The organism is Arthrobacter sp. D5-1, from assembly GCF_017357425.1.
Taxonomy (GTDB): Bacteria; Actinomycetota; Actinomycetes; order Actinomycetales; family Micrococcaceae; genus Arthrobacter.
On sequence record NZ_CP014571.1, the window covers coordinates 4,246,898 to 4,263,660 of the forward strand.

The 16,763-nt window shown below is 63.2% G+C and carries 17 protein-coding genes and 1 riboswitch; of the genes, 6 read left to right on the plus strand and 11 right to left on the minus strand.

Going from position 1 to position 16,763, the window contains the following annotated elements:
• Window positions 1-12: 12 nt before the first annotated feature.
• Window positions 13-612, plus strand: a complete 600-nt coding sequence (locus AYX22_RS19590; protein WP_207595172.1) for a GNAT family N-acetyltransferase — start codon at window positions 13-15, stop codon at window positions 610-612.
• Here the strand turns inward: AYX22_RS19590 and AYX22_RS19595 are convergent.
• The 3 genes from AYX22_RS19595 to AYX22_RS19605 are packed head-to-tail and all read right to left on the minus strand — an operon-like array spanning window position 609 to window position 3,615.
• Window positions 609-1,403 (minus strand): energy-coupling factor transporter transmembrane component T, encoded by a 795-nt coding sequence (locus AYX22_RS19595; protein ID WP_207595173.1) that lies wholly within the window; start codon window positions 1,401-1,403, stop codon window positions 609-611. The two genes, AYX22_RS19590 and AYX22_RS19595, sit on opposite strands and share 4 nt — an antisense overlap.
• On the minus strand, window positions 1,400-2,995 hold the full coding sequence (locus tag AYX22_RS19600) for an ABC transporter ATP-binding protein (protein ID WP_207595174.1): 1,596 nt from the start codon (window positions 2,993-2,995) through the stop codon (window positions 1,400-1,402). Before AYX22_RS19600 ends, AYX22_RS19595 begins: the two co-directional genes overlap by 4 nt.
• The gene (locus tag AYX22_RS19605) at window positions 2,995-3,615 is read right to left on the minus strand and encodes an ECF transporter S component (protein WP_207595175.1); all 621 of its coding nucleotides are present in this window, start codon (window positions 3,613-3,615) and stop codon (window positions 2,995-2,997) included. The genes AYX22_RS19600 and AYX22_RS19605 overlap by 1 nt, the downstream gene beginning before the upstream one ends.
• A 76-nt stretch (window positions 3,616-3,691) precedes the next feature.
• Window positions 3,692-3,828: riboswitch (TPP riboswitch) on the minus strand.
• Between the two features lie 228 nt (window positions 3,829-4,056).
• Here AYX22_RS19605 and AYX22_RS19610 point away from each other — a divergent pair.
• Together AYX22_RS19610 and AYX22_RS19615 are read left to right on the plus strand one after the other, a co-directional pair.
• Window positions 4,057-4,755: an NUDIX domain-containing protein gene (locus tag AYX22_RS19610; protein ID WP_207595176.1), complete on the plus strand. Its 699-nt coding sequence runs from the start codon at window positions 4,057-4,059 to the stop codon at window positions 4,753-4,755.
• 36 nt (window positions 4,756-4,791) lie between these two features.
• The gene (locus AYX22_RS19615) at window positions 4,792-5,052 is read left to right on the plus strand and encodes a DUF4235 domain-containing protein (protein WP_089596421.1); all 261 of its coding nucleotides are present in this window, start codon (window positions 4,792-4,794) and stop codon (window positions 5,050-5,052) included.
• A 98-nt stretch (window positions 5,053-5,150) separates the two neighbouring features.
• On the opposite strand, the gene mnhG is transcribed toward AYX22_RS19615, so the two are convergent.
• From mnhG to AYX22_RS19645, 6 genes are read right to left on the minus strand one after another with little or no spacing between them, the layout of a single operon-like run.
• A complete protein-coding gene (gene mnhG, locus AYX22_RS19620) occupies window positions 5,151-5,543 on the minus strand; it encodes a monovalent cation/H(+) antiporter subunit G (protein WP_089596422.1) in 393 nt (130 codons plus the stop codon).
• A complete protein-coding gene (locus AYX22_RS19625; RefSeq protein ID WP_089596423.1) occupies window positions 5,533-5,811 on the minus strand; it encodes a monovalent cation/H+ antiporter complex subunit F in 279 nt (92 codons plus the stop codon). Before AYX22_RS19625 ends, mnhG begins: the two co-directional genes overlap by 11 nt.
• Window positions 5,808-6,374, minus strand: coding sequence for a Na+/H+ antiporter subunit E (locus AYX22_RS19630; protein WP_089596424.1), 567 nt, complete (start codon window positions 6,372-6,374; stop codon window positions 5,808-5,810). Before AYX22_RS19630 ends, AYX22_RS19625 begins: the two co-directional genes overlap by 4 nt.
• Complete coding sequence (locus tag AYX22_RS19635) at window positions 6,371-7,954, minus strand: Na+/H+ antiporter subunit D (RefSeq protein WP_207595177.1); 1,584 nt, start codon at window positions 7,952-7,954, stop codon at window positions 6,371-6,373. The genes AYX22_RS19630 and AYX22_RS19635 overlap by 4 nt, the downstream gene beginning before the upstream one ends.
• Window positions 7,951-8,451: a Na(+)/H(+) antiporter subunit C gene (locus AYX22_RS19640; RefSeq protein WP_207595178.1), complete on the minus strand. Its 501-nt coding sequence runs from the start codon at window positions 8,449-8,451 to the stop codon at window positions 7,951-7,953. The genes AYX22_RS19635 and AYX22_RS19640 overlap by 4 nt, the downstream gene beginning before the upstream one ends.
• Window positions 8,448-11,456: a Na+/H+ antiporter subunit A gene (locus tag AYX22_RS19645; RefSeq protein WP_207595179.1), complete on the minus strand. Its 3,009-nt coding sequence runs from the start codon at window positions 11,454-11,456 to the stop codon at window positions 8,448-8,450. The genes AYX22_RS19640 and AYX22_RS19645 overlap by 4 nt, the downstream gene beginning before the upstream one ends.
• Before the next feature lie 200 nt (window positions 11,457-11,656).
• Here AYX22_RS19645 and AYX22_RS19650 point away from each other — a divergent pair, with 200 nt between their 5' ends.
• The 3 genes from AYX22_RS19650 (at window position 11,657) to AYX22_RS19660 (ending at window position 14,814) form a co-directional block, all read left to right on the plus strand.
• Window positions 11,657-13,060 (plus strand): MFS transporter, encoded by a 1,404-nt coding sequence (locus AYX22_RS19650; protein ID WP_207595180.1) that lies wholly within the window; start codon window positions 11,657-11,659, stop codon window positions 13,058-13,060.
• A 66-nt stretch (window positions 13,061-13,126) separates the two neighbouring features.
• Window positions 13,127-13,609, plus strand: a complete 483-nt coding sequence (locus tag AYX22_RS19655; protein ID WP_207595181.1) for a cation:proton antiporter regulatory subunit — start codon at window positions 13,127-13,129, stop codon at window positions 13,607-13,609.
• Between the two features lie 5 nt (window positions 13,610-13,614).
• Complete coding sequence (locus AYX22_RS19660; RefSeq protein ID WP_207595182.1) at window positions 13,615-14,814, plus strand: cation:proton antiporter; 1,200 nt, start codon at window positions 13,615-13,617, stop codon at window positions 14,812-14,814.
• A gap of 167 nt (window positions 14,815-14,981) precedes the next feature.
• On the opposite strand, the gene AYX22_RS24170 is transcribed toward AYX22_RS19660, so the two are convergent.
• Together AYX22_RS24170 and dcd are read right to left on the minus strand one after the other, a co-directional pair.
• The gene (locus AYX22_RS24170; protein WP_242703416.1) at window positions 14,982-15,587 is read right to left on the minus strand and encodes an endonuclease domain-containing protein; all 606 of its coding nucleotides are present in this window, start codon (window positions 15,585-15,587) and stop codon (window positions 14,982-14,984) included.
• 531 nt (window positions 15,588-16,118) lie between these two features.
• Window positions 16,119-16,694, minus strand: a complete 576-nt coding sequence (dcd, locus tag AYX22_RS19670; RefSeq protein WP_011776299.1) for a dCTP deaminase — start codon at window positions 16,692-16,694, stop codon at window positions 16,119-16,121.
• Between the last annotated feature and the right edge of the window lie 69 nt (window positions 16,695-16,763).

A 16,763-nucleotide genomic window follows, 5' to 3' on the forward strand; every position in this document is an offset into this window, starting at 1 on the left:
CCGAAGGAAGCCATGACCACCGCCACCCAGGACTTCTCTGTCCGTACCACCGTCTACTCCGAAGACCTCGAAGGATGGGGCGCGCTGCGGCTTGTTCCGCTTGTTCCCGCCGAGGACATCGACCTCATCTTCGAATGGGTCACCCAGCCCCGCGCCAGGTTTTGGGGAATGATGGAGAATTCCCGCGAAGAAGTCCAGGGGATCTACGAATTCCTTGATTCCCTGGAGACCCACCACGCGTTCCTGGCCGTCCTTGATGGCGAACCGCTGGCCCTTTTCCAGACGTACGAACCACTGCACGACCCCGTGGGCGAGGCCTACCCCGCACGCGAGGCTGACATTGGCATGCATTTGCTCCTGGCCCCGGCCACCCGGCCCATCCCGCATTTCACTCCGAGGCTCGGCACAGCACTGATCAAGTACATGTTCAGCCTGCCCGGCAAGGACCGGATCGTGGTGGAGCCGGACTCACGCAACGCCAAGGCCCTGCGCCGTTTGGAGGCGACATGCTTCGAGTTGGGACCCATCATCCAGCTTGCCGAGAAGGAAGCCCAACTCGGATTCCTGACCCGGGCAGGCTTCGACGAGATCCAGGAACAGCAGGCTCCCTAACGCCAGACGAAGCTCCACGTTCCAGCGCCGAGTGCCGTCAGGACTGCACCCGCAGCGATGACCACACCGCCAAGGACCACCCAGGCGTCCAGAAGCGAATAGGTGGATTCGCGCGCCCAGGTCCGTTGACCGCCGCCGAAGCCGCGCGCTTCCATGGTGACTGCCAGCCGCGAAGCCCTCCTCACGGCTTGGACCAAGAGCCCAAAGCTCTGGCCCAGCGTGGCTTTCAGCCGTTGGAACGGACTGCCCTGGGAACCGACTCCGCGGGCACGGCGGGCCATGCCGATGGTCTGCCACTCCTCTGCCATGAGCCCAACCAACCTCATGGCAGCCAAGGATCCCAGGACAAAGCGGTGCGGCAACTTGGCCTTCTGGGCCAGCGCATCTGCCAAATCAGTGGGATCCGTGCAGGTCATCAGCAGGATTGCCGGTAACGCGATCGCCAAACCGCGCAGCATGAAACCCAGCCCCAGCTCAAGGGAACCTTCGCTGATGGACCAGAGTCCGACGTCGAGCAGTACAGCGCCGCTGTCCGCCGCCACAATCGCGGTACTCCAGCCGCCGATCGCAGCGGCGATGATCAGCGGCCAGGCGCGCTGCCACAGAAGCCTGAACGTAAGCCCGGCCAACGGAAACAACGCCAGCTCCGCAACCAACGCCGTGGACGCCGATACCCAGTCGATGGACAGGGCCAGCACCAGGGAAATCAGAAAAACGGACACGAACTTTGCCAAGGGGTTGGCTCGGGTCAGCAGGGCACGATTCCCGCGGAGGTTCAGTGCATCCCTCATGCTGCACCAGCTTCCTGATGCGTGGCTTCACCGTGCTGTACCGGGCCGAGCCGCAGCTCCGTTCCGCCGAGCACTGCGCTGAATTCCTGGTCGTGGGTCACGGAGACCACAGCCGTTCCGGCGTCCAGCAACTCTGAAAGGAACGACGCCAACTCCGCCCACGTGTTGGCGTCCTGGCCGAACGTAGGTTCATCGAGCACCAGGACTTCGGGGTGCGCGGCAAGCACGGTGGCCACCGAGAGCCGCCGCTTCTCACCGCCGGAAAGGGTGTAGGGGTTGGCGTCCACCAAATGCGTCAGCCGCAGCCGCTCCAACAGTTCGTCCACCCGTTCTTCGCCGTGGCCTAAATGCCTGGGCCCAAACATGAGCTCGTCCAGGACCTTGCCTGTGACGAACTGGTGCTCCGGCTCCTGGAACACCGTCCCGATCCGTGAAATCAGCTGGTCTGCTTTCCACTTGAACGGGTCAATACCGGCCCCTTTGGAAAGCTCGACGGCGGCACTCACTGTACCGTCCACCGGCGCTAAAAGGCCGGCCAACGTGAGCGCGAACGTGGACTTTCCAGCTCCGTTGGCTCCAGTGATGGTCAGTGCTTGGCCGGCCCTGACCTGCGCGGTGATTCCCGTTTGAACCGGGACGGGCGGGATGGTCTTGAAGCCCTTGCGCCGCGGCTTTTCCCGGGAAACTGCGAGGTCCTGGGCCGCGAGGAGCAGTGGGGCGGTGTGGGGTTGGCTGCGTCGTTGGCGGGTGGCCGGTACGTACCCCGGCACCCAAACGCCGGCAGCCATCAACAGGGTGCGGGCCTCGGACAGGACCTTGTCCGGCGGGCCGTCCAAAAGGACCCCGCCCGTTGCCTGGCCCGTTCCCGCCGCCGCCAGGGCACCCGGCTGCAGGACCACGATCCTGTCCACCAAGTCCTTCCACACCGACACACGGTGCTCCACCACCACCAGCGTTGCGCCGGTCTTGTCCAGGCAACGCCGAACAGCATCCCGAACCTCCAGCACTCCGGCCGGATCCAGGTTGGCCGTGGGTTCGTCCAAGAGGATCAAGCCGGGACGCATCGCGAGAATCCCCGCCAGCGCAAGGCGCTGCTTCTGCCCCCCGGAGAGCGCCGCCGTCGGGTGGTCCAATGCCAATCCGCCGCCCGCGGCGGTACGCAACCCGACGTCGTCGAGCGCTTCATGGACGCGGGCCCAGATCTCCTCTCGCGGCACGGCAAGGTTCTCCGCACCGAAAGCGACGTCGTCACCAACCCGCGACAGGACCACCTGCGTCTCGGGGTCTTGCTGCATGAGACCGGCGCGGCCCCGCTGTTCCCGCGGAGCAACGCCGTCGATCAGCAGGGAACCTGACTCGTCCGAGTCGTCTTCCTCATCCCCCAGCACCCCCGCGAGGGCGTGCAGCAGTGTGGACTTGCCGGCGCCTGAAGGCCCCAGCAGCAACACCCGCTCGCCCGGTTCAATCCGGAGGTCAAGCCCATGAATGGCGGGAGCGGACCTGCCGGCATGCCGCCAACCCCAGCCCTCGGCGGAGATGGCGGCAGGCCTCACCGGGCTGCTGTTCTTGCTGCCGCTCTGCGTGGCGGGCATCAGCTGAAGACAGGCTCCGACGCGGCCTTGCGCGATGCGAAGGAGCTCAGGACGCCGGTTTTAGCCAAGCCGCGGGTGGCAACCCAGGACAGGGCGCCGGCGATGATGGCACCCGAGATGGTGGTGAAAGTGATGTACGCCAGTTTGTCCACTGCCTCGTAGGCGATGTTCCAGCCCCACGGGAGGAAGGAGTCGTTCAGGCCGCAGAAGAGGCCCGCACCGGCACCGGCGAGGAGGGCCGTGGGCAGGTTGAACTTCTTGTACCGGAAAGCGGCGAAGATGAGCTCTGCGCCCAGACCCTGCAGGACACCGGAAATCAGGACGGTGGTGCCGTATTGGGAACCCATGATCAGCTCACCGGTGGCCGCGACAGCTTCGCAGAACAACGCTGCGCCCGGTTTGCGGATAATGAGCATTCCCAGGACTGCGGGGATCATCCAGCCACCGGCGATCAGGCCGGTGAGCGGCGGATACGTCGCGTTCATGGGGATGGATACCAGCGCGGCGCCCTGGGACCAGGCCCAGAAGATCACGCCGCCTGCGATGGCGATCAATGCCGCCACAACGATGTCTACAACACGCCAGTTATAACTGGTCTTCTTCACGTTTACCGTGGTCATTTTCTGCCTCCTGAGGTTACAGGAGGGGAAAGTGCTCCCCGGATTTCCCATCGGCCTGCGCCGCCTGGATCCGGACACTCTGAGAAGCTCGACTCCCTTGCGCCGGTACTAACCGGATCAGGTTCGAGGGTCTGCGGCTGTCCGCACTCTCAGCGCCCTCGCGTCTCCTGCATCTCTGCAAGGTCCGACGGCGGCGCTCCCCTGTCGTTATCAAATCTGCCCTGATGGGCTGGTTCAGTTTACACCTGCCCGTGTTGTGGGCGATGGTCCGATGCCGGCCGGTGGTCACAATCGGGCGATCCGGGGGCCCGTGCGTGGGGTTGCGTGCGTTGCGGGGCCCGCTCTGCACCCCTCGCGCCGGTTTTGGCCTGTACATCCGGCCCCACAACGAGACCTGAGAGAATGATCCAGCAGACTCGACCGCGGCAAAGGGGCACTTTCATGACGGACCTACCCATTCAGGATCACCCTGCCGGCGAGGGCACCATATCCGAGCCCCGGCTTGCTGCCAGTGTCATCCTGCTCCGTGATGCCCCGGGCGGGATAGAGGCGTTCGTCCAGCACCGGGTCAGCACCATGGACTTCGCCGCCGGAATGGTGGTCTTCCCGGGCGGCCGGGTGGATGCTGCGGACGAGTCAGGCTGGGACTACCCAGCGGACCTGCTTCAACGCCACGCTGCCGCCTGGCGTTCGAGTTCCATCGCCACCGGCGCCACCTCAACGCAGGCCGAAACCAACGCAGGGACGGTCCTCACCGCCGCAATCCGCGAAGTCCAGGAGGAGTCCGGGCTCAGCATCAGTGCCGCGGATCTCCGCCCTTGGGCCAACTGGATCACGCCTACGGACATGCCGAAGCGCTTTGACACCTACTTCTACGTTGCCAGGCCTTCCCCGGGAGCCGAGCCGCAGCATCAAACCACGGAGGCCTGGCAATCGTTGTGGATGCCAGTAGACGGAATCCTGGAAGCGGAAGCGGCCGGGACCCTGAAGCTGATGCCGCCCACCTATTACCTGCTCAAGGAAATCGCTGAGTTTGATTCCGTGGATGCTGCCTGGTCGGCAGAGCACCCCGTTGTTCCCGTGCTGGCCCCTGTTGGGTCCTTGGCAGCGTTCCTGAAAGAGCGCGAAAGCCGACGCTGACTCTGGAGTCGGCCCACGGACGGCTAGGCTGGGGGCATGAACCTCTTCTTCAAGCTGATCGGTGCCGGAGTAAGCCTCGGAGCGGGCTTCGTAGGCACCAAACTCGTCAACAAAGGGTGGGAAAAGGCAACTGGCAACAAACCACCCCTGGGCAACGACGACATGGAAACGAGCTTGCGTTCAGCACTGACTTTTGCGCTGATCTCAGCCTTCGTCAGCACCTTGATTCAGGTGTTGGCCAGCCGTGGCACACAGCGTGCCATTGCACGTTTCGCCAAGTCACACGACATCGTCTAGCCCGCAACCACAGACAGCAACGCGGGGTCGCTTTGCCTCCACCTGATGGAATGAACCAGTGGACGCAAGGCGACTCCGCGTTTGTGTGACCGGGACTTTTAGCGGTCGTTGCGGGGTTCTTGCCCCGCAGCCGCCCGTTGCACAACAGCCTCGAGTTCGTCCTTGGTGAGCATCTCGCGGTGGCCATGCTTGGTGCGGTAGGCGGAGCGACCCACCATATGGGCGGACACAGGTGCCGTCAACAACTGGAAAATCCATGCCACCAGCAGAACCGGCCAAACCCACCACGTTCGCATCTGCAGGCCAATAGCAGCAAGCATGAGGAACAGTCCCAGCACTTGGGGCTTGGTGGCTGCGTGCATGCGGCTCATGAGATCCGGGAATCGCAGCAAACCGATGGCGGCACCCAAGGACATCAAGGCTCCCACCACCAGGAAAACTGCGGTGACAGCATCGATCACGACATCCACGCCGGTGGCATCAGGACTCATTGTTCTGTTCCCTCCGTTCAGCCACGAAACGTGCAACGGTCACTGATCCGATGAATCCGATCACCGCGAGGGCTACCAGCAGCATCAGGTTGTTGAGGTGCCTGTTCATCGCCATGTCGATCGCCAGTGCAGCACCCAGGATGGCCAGCAAGACATCCGATGCCAGGACGCGGTCCAGCAGGGAAGGGCCGATCGCGATGCGGACAATCGCGCCCGCGGCAGCCAGGCTGAGGATCACCGCCGTGACCACAAGGATGATCTCCTTCATCGTGCTGCCCCTTCCATTCCCGGACGTACTTCAGCGTTGAGGGCTTCTACTTCTTCGCGCGTGCCCATGATCCGGATCAGCCGCGCTTCAATGATCTGGACTTCCTCGCGAATTTTGTCGATGTCCGCTTCTTCGTAGATATTGAGCGCGTGCAGGTAAAGCGTGGACGTCGACCGGTCCACCTCCACCACCAGCGAGCCCGGAATCAGCGAGATAACGTGCCCCGTGGCCGTCACCATCAGGTCCGAGTGGCTGCGCAAGGGAACGGCGACGACGGCGCTGCGCACCTTGGGTCCCTTGACCACGGCCAGGAACAACACCAGGAAGCTCGCTGCCACCACTTTGGCGAGGAACATCAGGGCGAAGGGAATGGCGCGCAGGATGTTGAACCTGCCGCTCAGTTCCACTGGTGGAAGGTAGAACAGCTTGGCTACCAGCACGGCTATCAGCGCACCGAACAGCAGGTTTCCGGGACTGAAGTCCCGCCACAATGCGCCCCAGACAATGACCAACCAAATGAGCAGCGGGAGTTCGGTGCGGAACGAAATGGGCTTACGGCTCATTTGGCATCACCCGTCTGTGTTTCCTCGGGCGGCCCAAGCGGTGGCACCTCGACCGAGTCGCCCAGAACCGAGTGGATATAGGCCGAACGATCCAGCATGATTCCTGCGGAACCGTCAGCCACCTGGAAGAGCGGACCGGCGAAGACCGTCAGCGCGACACCGAAAACTACCAGTCCCGCCGTCGAACCAACCATGGTCCGCGGCAAGACGCCCACGTTCCGGGGATTCAGGAGAGCTGGGTCCGGATACTCAGCGTCTTCGGGCTTGCGCCAGAAGGCCCTGTTCCACACGCGGGCGATGGCCAGCAGCGTCAGGAGGCTGGTGACAACGCCACCCACCACCAGCGTGATGGCCAAGGGTGTTCCCAAATCCACGCCGGCCTGCAGGAGGCCCAACTTTCCCAGGAAGCCAGAGAACGGCGGAATACCTGCGAGGTTCATGGCCGGGACGAAGAACAGCAAGGCCAGTAACGGGGAAAGCTTGGCCAAACCACCCAACCGGTCCATGGACGAGCTGCCGCCCCTGCGTTCTATGAGACCTGTGACCAGGAACAGGCTTGTCTGCACGGTGATGTGGTGCGCCACGTAGAAGACGGCGGCGCCCAACCCTGCCACGGAACTCATGGCCAGGCCGAACACCATGTACCCGATGTGGCTGACCAGGGTGAACGACAACAGACGCTTGATATCGCTTTGGGCCAGGGCACCTAGGATGCCCACCACCATGGTGAGTAATGCCACCACCATGAGTGGAACATTCAGGGTGTCGCCGGGGAACAAGAGCGTTTCCGTACGGACCATGGCGTAGACACCCACTTTGGTCAGCAAGCCCGCGAACACGGCCGTAACCGGAGCCGGCGCCGTCGGGTAGGAGTCAGGGAGCCAGAAGGACAGCGGGAACACGGCGGCCTTGATGCCGAAGGCCACCAACAGCATGACGTGGAGGAGGTTTTGGGTGCCTTGGTCCAGTTCCGCCAATTTGATGGCAAGGTCCGCCATGGTGATGGTCCCCGTGGCCCCGTAGATCATGGCGATGGCGATGAGGAACAACACGGATGACACCACTGACACCACCACATAGGTGACGCCCGCACGGATGCGCGGCCCCGTGCCGCCCAACGTCATGAGCACATAGCTCGCCGTCAGCAGGATCTCGAACCCTACGTAGAGGTTGAAGAGATCACCGGTGAGGAACGCGTTGGACACGCCCGCCACCAGGATCAGGTACGTGGGGTGGAAGATCGAGACGGGTGCTTCCTGGTCGCCGTCGGCCATGCCTTGACCGGTGGCGTAGATCAACACCGCAAGGCTCACCACGGTGGAGACAACCAACATGAGCGAGGAGAACTGGTCCACTACCAGGACCACGCCCCACGGCGGCAGCCATCCGCCCAAGGTGACCGACGTCGTCCCGCCGTCCCATACGGAAATCAACAGGAGGCACTCGAGCAACAGCGTTGCACTCAGGATGCCGATGCTCACCACACGCTGCGCGGTGTGGTGCCGGATCAGCAGGAACGCAAGAGCGGCACCCAGAATCGGCAGGAGGACAGCTAGCGGCGACAGGTTTGCGAGATTCACGCGCTGCCTCCTTCCTGGTTCGGTGCCTTGCTCGGGGTTTCGGTTGCTTCGGGGTGGGTGTGGTCCGAGGTGGTGGCAGGGGTGACGGCGAACTCCGAGGTTTCCAAGGGCACAATGGCGTCGTCCTCGGCATCGAAGCTGGGCGTCTTGGCTACGCGACGGTCCTCAAGGTCATCCTGGATTTCGTCCTGCCGTGCCAGGACCCACGTGCGGTAGATGATGCCCAGCATGAAGGCCGTCACGGCGAAGGAAATGACGATCGAGGTGAGGATCAGAGCTTGGGGCAAAGGATCGCTATAGGCGTCCGGGCTGGTTTCCTTGGTGAACAAGGGTGCCAATCCGGCGTATCCGCCGGTGGTCAGGATCAGGATGTTGGTGGCATTGGCCAGCAACATCAAGCCCAACAGCACGCGCGTCAGGCTCCGCTCCAGGAGCAAGTAGATGCCGCAGGCGTACAAAACGCCCATGACGATCAGCAGGGTCAGGTTGATGCTCATGCGGTACCTTTCCCGGATGCGGCGGATTCAGCGGCTTCGCCTGCAAGGTCGGCGGCGTCTTCCTCTGCCAGGGGCGCGCCCTGGCCCTCAAAGTGTTCATCGATTTCGGCACCGAGGCTGCGGAGAACGTCGAGTGCCAGGCCCACCACCACGATGTACACGCCGATGTCGAAGATGGTGGAGGTGACAAACTTGACGTCTCCGAAGACCGGCAGCCAGAACTCGATGATCGCGCTCTGGAACACCTGTCCGCCGAGGAAGAGCGGTACCAGGCCCGAGGCTGCCGCCGTCGCGAGTCCCGTCCCCAAGAGAGTTCCGGCGCTGACTGTCGCAGCCTCGCTCAACTCGAACCGGCCGCCCGCAAGGTACCGGATGGTCAGGGCGAGGCCCGCGGTGAGGCCACCGGCGAAACCGCCGCCCGGAAGGTTATGGCCGGCAAGGAGGAGGTAGATGGAGAAGACGATCATCGAGTGGAAAATCAGCCTGGTCACCACTTCGAAGATGATCGAGCGGCGTTCCGGAGCCAAGGTGCGGCCCGCCACCAGCCACGCGTCGCGGCTGACGTCAGTGAACTTTTTGGCCACGGCCAGCGTGGCACCGTCCCGGGAGTCACGGTCGACGCCGGTGCGGCGCCCCACGCTGCCTTCCGGCACAGCCTCCGAGGTCTTGATCCGATCGCCGCGGCTGCGGACGAAGATCAGGCTGGCCACGCCCGTGGCCGCGATGGCGAGGACTGAAATTTCGCCGAACGTGTCCCAGGCGCGAATGTCCACCAAGGTCACGTTGACGACGTTCAGCCCGCCACCGCCCTCGTACGCCAGCCGGGGGAAGTCCAAGGAAACAGGGGTGGCCACGCGTGCGCCCATGGCGTAAATCGCTACGAAGATCATGGTGATGCCGAATGCCGCACCGATGATCACGCGGATCACCCGAAGCCTGCCACCGGTCCTGTCCCGGAGCTCTGCCGGCAGGCTGCGCATGGCGAGCACGAACGCCACCAGGACGATGGTCTCCACCAGCATCTGTGTCAGTGCCAGGTCCGGAGCGCCCTGCAAAGCGAACATGAGGGCAATGCCGTAGCCCGTCACCGACACCATGAGGACCGCAAGGAAACGCTTGTTGGCCCGGACAGCGGCCAACGCACCCACCACGATTCCCGCTCCGGCAACCATTTGCAGCGGAGAGTTGGGGTCGATGAAGTAGATGCCTTCCGGCAGCGGCTTGTTGGCCGCTATCAAGGCGGCCAGCGGTACAGCGAAGGCGACGGTGAGGATGACCGTCAAGTAGAAGTAGAGCGAACCACGCTGCGTACGGCCAGTGACCCAGACAGCGATGTCGTCCAGCGCGCCGATGGTGTGCTGGTAGGCCCGGTCGCCATCAATCCAGTCCGGAACCAGGCTTTGCGCCCGGGAAACGATGTTGCGTCCGTAGAACATCGCAGCGCCTGCCACGAACGTTACCGCTGTCAGCCCCAGTGCAGGGGTGAGGCCGTGCCACAAAGCCAGGTGCCCGGCGTCGACCGCGTCCGGCCGATCGGCGAACAGCGCCGCATAAGGCTGGATCCAGGTGTCCACAGGGGCCGGCCACACTCCGTAGGCAATGGTGAGCAGGCTCAAGATGGCAGGCGCGGCCAGGAACGCGGGCTTAATGGGTTTGAACGGCGTAGGGTCAACGCCCGGTTTGCTGGCGAACGCGCCCCACATGAACCGGGCGCTGTAGGCGAACGTCAGGATGGACCCGATCACCAGGCCCACCAGAATCCAGACGCCCCAGGCAGGTGCGTCATTGCCCGTGCCGTAGTGAACGAATGCTTCGAAGACTGATTCCTTGGCAACGAAGCCAGCCAAAGGAGGCACTCCGGCCATGGACGCTGCGGCGATCGCTGCCACTACTCCAAGGGCGCGGGATGAGCGGAAGACGCCGGAAAGCTTGCGGATATCGCGCGTTCCTGACTGGTGGTCAATGATGCCAACCACCAGGAACAGCGCGGCCTTGAACAAGCCGTGGGCAAGGAGCAGCCCGAGTCCGGCCAGCGCCGCATCCGGGCGTCCGAGCCCCACCACCATGGTGAGGAAGCCGAGTTGGCTGACGGTGCCATAGGCCAGGATGAGCTTGATATCAGTCTGCCGGAGGGCCCGGTACCCACCCACAAGCATGGTGGCCAACCCGAGCCCCAGGACAACCGGCAGCCAGAATTCCGACTCGGAAAAGCCCGGCGCCAGGCGCGCCACGATGTAGATGCCGGCCTTCACCATCGCCGCTGCGTGCAGGTACGCACTGACGGGAGTGGGGGCTGCCATGGCGCCCGGCAGCCAGAAGTGGAACGGAACCAGCGCCGATTTTGTCACCGCACCGGCCAGGATAAGTACGACGGCGGCCGTCACCGCACCCTGCATGGGCCCGGTCATGAGGGCTGGGGCTTGGTCCAAAATAGCCGAGATGCGGTAGGTTCCCGCTGCCTGGCCCATGATGATGAGGCCAACGAGCATAGCGAGGCCACCAGCGGTGGTGACCATCAGTGCCTGCAGTGCGGAGCGGCGTGCTGCCAAACGGGTACGCGCGTAGCCGATCAGCAGGTAGGACAGGATGGTGGTGAGCTCCCAGAAGATGAACAGCATGAGGAGGTCATCGGAGGTCACCAAGCCGAACATGGCTCCGGCGAAGGCCAGCAATTGGGCGCCGAAGCCGCCGAGGTCCGCGTCCTTGTTCTTGAAGTACCGGGCGCAATAGACCAGTACCAGGGAACCGACTCCGAGGATCAGGAGGGACATGATCCACGCCAACGGATCCATGCGGAAGGCCAGCTCCAATTTCAAGCTGGGTATCCACGGAAGGATTTCTTCTATGCCGCCACCGGAATATACAGGGCCGTACTGGAAGATCAGCCAAATGAAGGCCGCCGCCGGTACCGCTGCCAGGACGTAGAAGGCGTTCCTGCCGAGTTTGCTGAAGATCAATGGCGCCACGGTTGCCGCTGCAAAGGTGATGGCGAGAACTGTGATCACTGTTTTCTCCGCAAAGTCAGGAACGAATTGTCAAAGTTGGAGCAGGCGGTCATACGTTGGGTTCGGTTGAGCCAGTTTATCAAGGGGGACGGACCGTTTTTCGCCAAAGAAGCGGGCTGCAGGTTACGTTTCAATCCCTGTTCTCCACATAGCGGTCTGTCATCCGCCCGCCGTTCTCCCCTCCGCTATAGCATCGAGCTATGAACGCGGCCGCAGTTCCCGAAGCCTCCCAACCGACCTCCGAGCTCGCCTCAGGACCTGTCGCCTCCAAGAAGGGCCAGATCCTTGCGTGGGCATCCTGGGACTGGGGCTCGGCTGCATTCAATGCGGTCATGACCACGTTCGTTTTCACGGTGTACCTCACGTCCAATGCTTTCGGCGGAGAAGACGCTGCCTCGGCTGCGCTGGGTGCTGCCCTGGCCATCGCGGGCCTGGCCATTGCCCTGCTCGCTCCGGTCACCGGGCAGCGTTCGGACGCCGGCGGCCGGCGCAAGCTGTGGCTCGGGGTCAACACAGCCGCCACCGCCGTGCTCACTGCGCTCTGCTTCTTTGTCTTTCCCCAGCCCGAGTTCCTGTTGCTGGGCGTTTGCCTCATCGCACTGGGCAACGTTTTCTTTGAGTTCGCCGGCGTCAACTACAACGCCATGCTGGCCCAGATCTCCACACCCAAGAACATCGGCAAGGTCAGCGGCTTTGGCTGGGCCATGGGATACCTTGGCGGAATCGTAGCCCTTCTGCTGGTTCTGCAACTGTTCGTCCAGCCGTCCTTCGACTGGTTTGGTGCCTCAACACAGGACTCCCTCAACATCAGGCTCGTGGCGGTCTTCTCTGCGCTGTGGTTCTTCATCTTTGCCCTGCCAGTGATGTTCGCCGTCCCTGAAGTTCCGGCGAGGAAGGCCACCGCTTCTTTGGGGTTCCTGGCCTCCTACAAGTTACTGATCCGCCGTATCGGCGCCATCTACCGAACCAGCCCCCACACCATCTACTTCCTGCTTTCCAGCGCAATCTTCCGCGATGGCCTCGCTGCTGTGTTTACCTTCGGCGGTGTCATTGCTGCAGGGACGTTCGGTTTCGAACTCAAGGAAGTCATCTTCTTCGCCATCTTCGGCAACGTGGTCGCTGCCGTCGGGGCCATCATCGGCGGCTTCCTGGATGACAGGATCGGACCCAAAACCGTGATCGTCCTGTCTTTGGTCGGCCTCCTCATCGCCGGCACCTTCATCCTGGTGCTGGGCAACGGCGACTACGTCTTCCTCGGTAACGAATGGCCAGGGAGCAACACCTTCTGGGTCTTCGGCCTGCTGCTTTGCCTGTTCGTAGGCCCTGCGCAATCGTCCTCGCGGGCCTACCTGGCCAGGCTTGCACCGGAAGGCGAGGCCGGCGAACTCTTCGGTTTGTACGCCACCACCGGGCGGGCGGTCAGCTTCCTGGCCCCCACCCTCTTCACCCTGTGCATCGCCATCGCCTCTCCCTTGGTTGCCGAGGGCGAAGCCCAACGTTGGGGCATCCTCGGAATCATGGTGGTCCTGCTGGCCGGCCTCCTGGTGATCCTGCCGGTCAAGCCGCCGGCGAAAGTGGAAATAGCTGTGGTCCCTGAGCGTTAACTACTAAGGACCGGCTGAAGTGCGAGGGCCGTACCGGACCGGTTCAGGACAGTTTAGGGTGGAGCTATGAACGTGGATGAGACCGAACTCCCGGGCCTTGGGGTCCGCAAGGATTTCGTCACGGCTTCGGGCCGCCGCATCGGTGTAGTAGAGCTGCGGGAAGGCGAAACAGAGCTTTTCGTCTCGACGTGGGACGATCCTGACACGTGCCAGGCGTCCATTCCCTTGACTGCCGACGAAGCGTCAACGTTGGGAAACCTCTTGGGCGGCCAGCACATTGCCATGCGCTTGGCAGAAGAGCATCGCGAGATACCCGGCATTGTCACCCGCCAGTTCTCCATCACTCCTGATTCGCCCTTCGTCAACCAGCCCATGGGCAAGGCGCAGATCCGCACCCGCAGTGGTGTCTCCATCGTCGCAATCATGCGCGAAGGCGAGGTTGTCGCCTCGCCCGCACCCGACGTCGTACTTCACACCGGCGATTTGCTCGTAGCGGTCGGCACCCAGGAAGGGCTTGACTCGGCAGCCGACATCCTTCGCAACGGCTGAGCGGGATGGACCCGCTCGCATTAGCCCTCGTTGAACTGGGGGCCGTCGTCTTCTGCCTCGGCCTCTTGGCTCGACTAGCGGGCCGAATCGGCATGTCCCCCATCCCTCTCTACCTCGTGGGTGGACTGGCCTTCGGCGCCGGCGGGTTCGTCAAGCTGGACGGCATGCACGAGTTCGCCCATCTTTCCGGCGAAATTGGCGTCATTCTCCTGCTGCTGATGCTCGGATTGGAATATACGGCCTCCGAGCTGGTTACGGGGCTCCGGCGATCATGGCAAGCCGGTGTCATGGATTTTGTCTTCAACTTCCTGCCGGGGGCGGGATTGGCCGTCCTTCTCGGTTGGGGATTGGTAGGCGCCATCGTCATGGGTGGCGTTACCTATATCTCCTCGTCAGGCATCGCGGCCAAGGTCATCACCGACCTGGGCCGGATTGGTAACCGCGAAACACCCGTGGTTCTCTCCATCCTCGTTTTCGAAGACCTGGCCATGGCCATCTACCTCCCCATCCTCACCGCCATCCTTGCCGGGGTTGGTTTCCTGGGCGGACTGCAGACCGTAGGCATTGCCCTCGCCGTTGTCACCGTGGTGTTGGTCATCGCACTCAGGCACGGCCACCGCGTCTCTCAGGCAGTTCATAGCGAGAACTCCGAGGTGTTCCTGCTGAACGTTCTGGGGCTGGCGCTTCTGGTAGCCGGCATCGCTTCTGCACTTCAGGTCTCCGCTGCCGTTGGCGCGTTTATGTTGGGCATCGCCATCTCCGGCGCAACGGCCCACAATGCCACTCGAATCCTTGAGCCACTGCGGGACCTTTTCGCGGCAATTTTCTTCGTGGCGTTCGGACTCAACACCGATCCCACGTCGATTCCACCCGTCCTCGGCTGGGCGCTTGTTCTGGCCGTCGTCACGGCAGCAACCAAAATGCTCACGGGTTTCTGGGCCGCCAAACGCGCCGGAATTGCTGTGCCCGGCCGCTTCCGTGCAGGGGCCGCCTTGATCGCCCGCGGCGAGTTCTCCATCGTCATCGCGGGATTGGCCGTCGCTTCGGGGGCAGTACCCGACGAACTCGCCGCACTCGCCACGGCCTACGTCCTCATCATGGCCATCCTGGGTCCGCTGGCCGCCCGCTTCGTGGAACCAGTGGTCAAGGCCCTCCGGCGAACCCCTGGCGCCCCGCCCCGGACCCCGGAGCGCGCCCCAGCCTAGCAACGCCCCCCACCCCTCTCCTGCGCCGAGGGGCGACGTCTCGCCCGAAAAGGCCCACCCAAAGGGTCGAGACCTAACCCCTCAACACCTAACGCCCCCAACTTCCACCCTCCCCTGCGCCGAGGGGCGACATCTCGCCCGAAAAGGCCCACCCAAAGGGTCGAGACCTAACCCCTCGATGGCCATCCACCCCGTACCAGCGCCTCGCGGATGCGGCGGACAACGCCGTCGTAGCCGCGTTCCCTTACATGCTCGGCGGTAACAACGACAGAGATCCAGCCGTTTGCCGCGAGCGCCGCCTCGCGTCGGATGTCGGACTCCTTCTGAACGGCATTTAGGTGATGGCCGCCGTCGTAATTGATCGCCACTTTGAAGTCGGGGTAGGCGAGATCCGGCCACGCCACTTCGCGGCCCGAAGGATCACGCACCACGTAGCTCAGGACAGGTTCCGGCAGGAAGTCGCGACCCATGGCCAGTCGCAGCCTCGTCTCGGGGACAGAGTCGGCGCCCACGCGGGTCAACTCCAGCGCTGCACGCGCCTTCCGAATGCCACGCATGCCGGCATGTCGATCGACTTGTGCTTTGAGATCCTCAGCAGAGCAGAGGGGAATCCTGTTATGACCGAAGCTTCGGGTTTGACTGCAGATAAAGTAGTCGGCGGCAGCGACCAAGTCCTCGAAGGCCAGCACCGCAGCTAGGTCCAGCCACGTGCGGGCGGGGCCGGTCACGGGAATCCCGCCCACAGAACTGATGTCCGACACAGAGAGCACCATTCGATGTCCCTTGACTCCCCGGCGTTGAGGCCGAAAGGCGCCGTCGGACCTCGTCAGATGAACCAGGAAATCCTGCTGGGCGTCCCACGGCAAAGGGCATCCCCACAGCATCGCAGCTGTCTCCCGACAACAGATGGCTCCCTCAGTTATGCCGGTAAGGAGGCGGGCAGTGTGCGCAGGGTCCTGTTGCTCGCCCCAAGGAACCCGGACTCCCCTGCTGGCAACGCGAAGATCGTTATTCCAGGCACGATGATCCGGGATGCCGGCCGCCCGCTGCTCGGCGAGCGTAAATGAACGGCCCCGGATCTCGATCGGGAGGGGCGTAGAAATCCTCATCAGCCATTGTTGGCATGGTTGAAGATGCGCTGAGAGGTTACCCACAGTGTGGAGGACTAGTCGAGCTGAGAAGGCCTCATCGAGGGGCGACGTCTCGACCGAAAAAGCCACCAAAAGAGGCGAGAGCTAACCCCTCGACGCAAGGGAAAGAGGCGAGAGCTCACCCCTCGGCGCGGACAGAGGGGGCAGCCGAAGCTAGATGGACGTCCGGTGGAAGTTCTGGTGGCTGCGGCTGGCGGTGGGTCCGCGCTGGCCCTGGTAGCGGTTTCCGTATTCACCGGAACCGTAGGGGTGCTCGGCCGAGGACGTCAGCCGGAAGAAGCACAGCTGGCCGATCTTCATCCCGGGCCAGAGCTTGATGGGCAGGGTGGCAACATTGGAGAGTTCCAACGTCACGTGCCCCGAGAATCCGGGGTCGATGAAGCCGGCGGTGGAGTGCGTCAGCAATCCGAGCCGGCCCAAGGACGATTTGCCTTCAAGGCGGGCAGCAATGTCGTCGGCGAGGCTGACTGTTTCGTACGTGGAGCCCAGGACGAACTCGCCCGGGTGCAGGATGAAGGGCTCGTCGCCTTCCACCTCCACCAACCGGGTCAGCTCGGGCTGTTCCTCGGCGGGGTCGATGTGGGCATATTTGTGGTTGTCGAACAACCGGAAGAACCGGTCAATCCGGACGTCCACGGAAGACGGCTGCACCATCGCGGGGTCGTACGGCTCAAGAACAATCCGTTGGGAGTCTATTTCGGCACGTATGTCGCGGTCAGAGATCAGCACAGCATCAAAAATACCCCATGCGTCCAAGTCCCCATGCATTGTCCGGGCGGCCCCGTGGGACTATAGTTC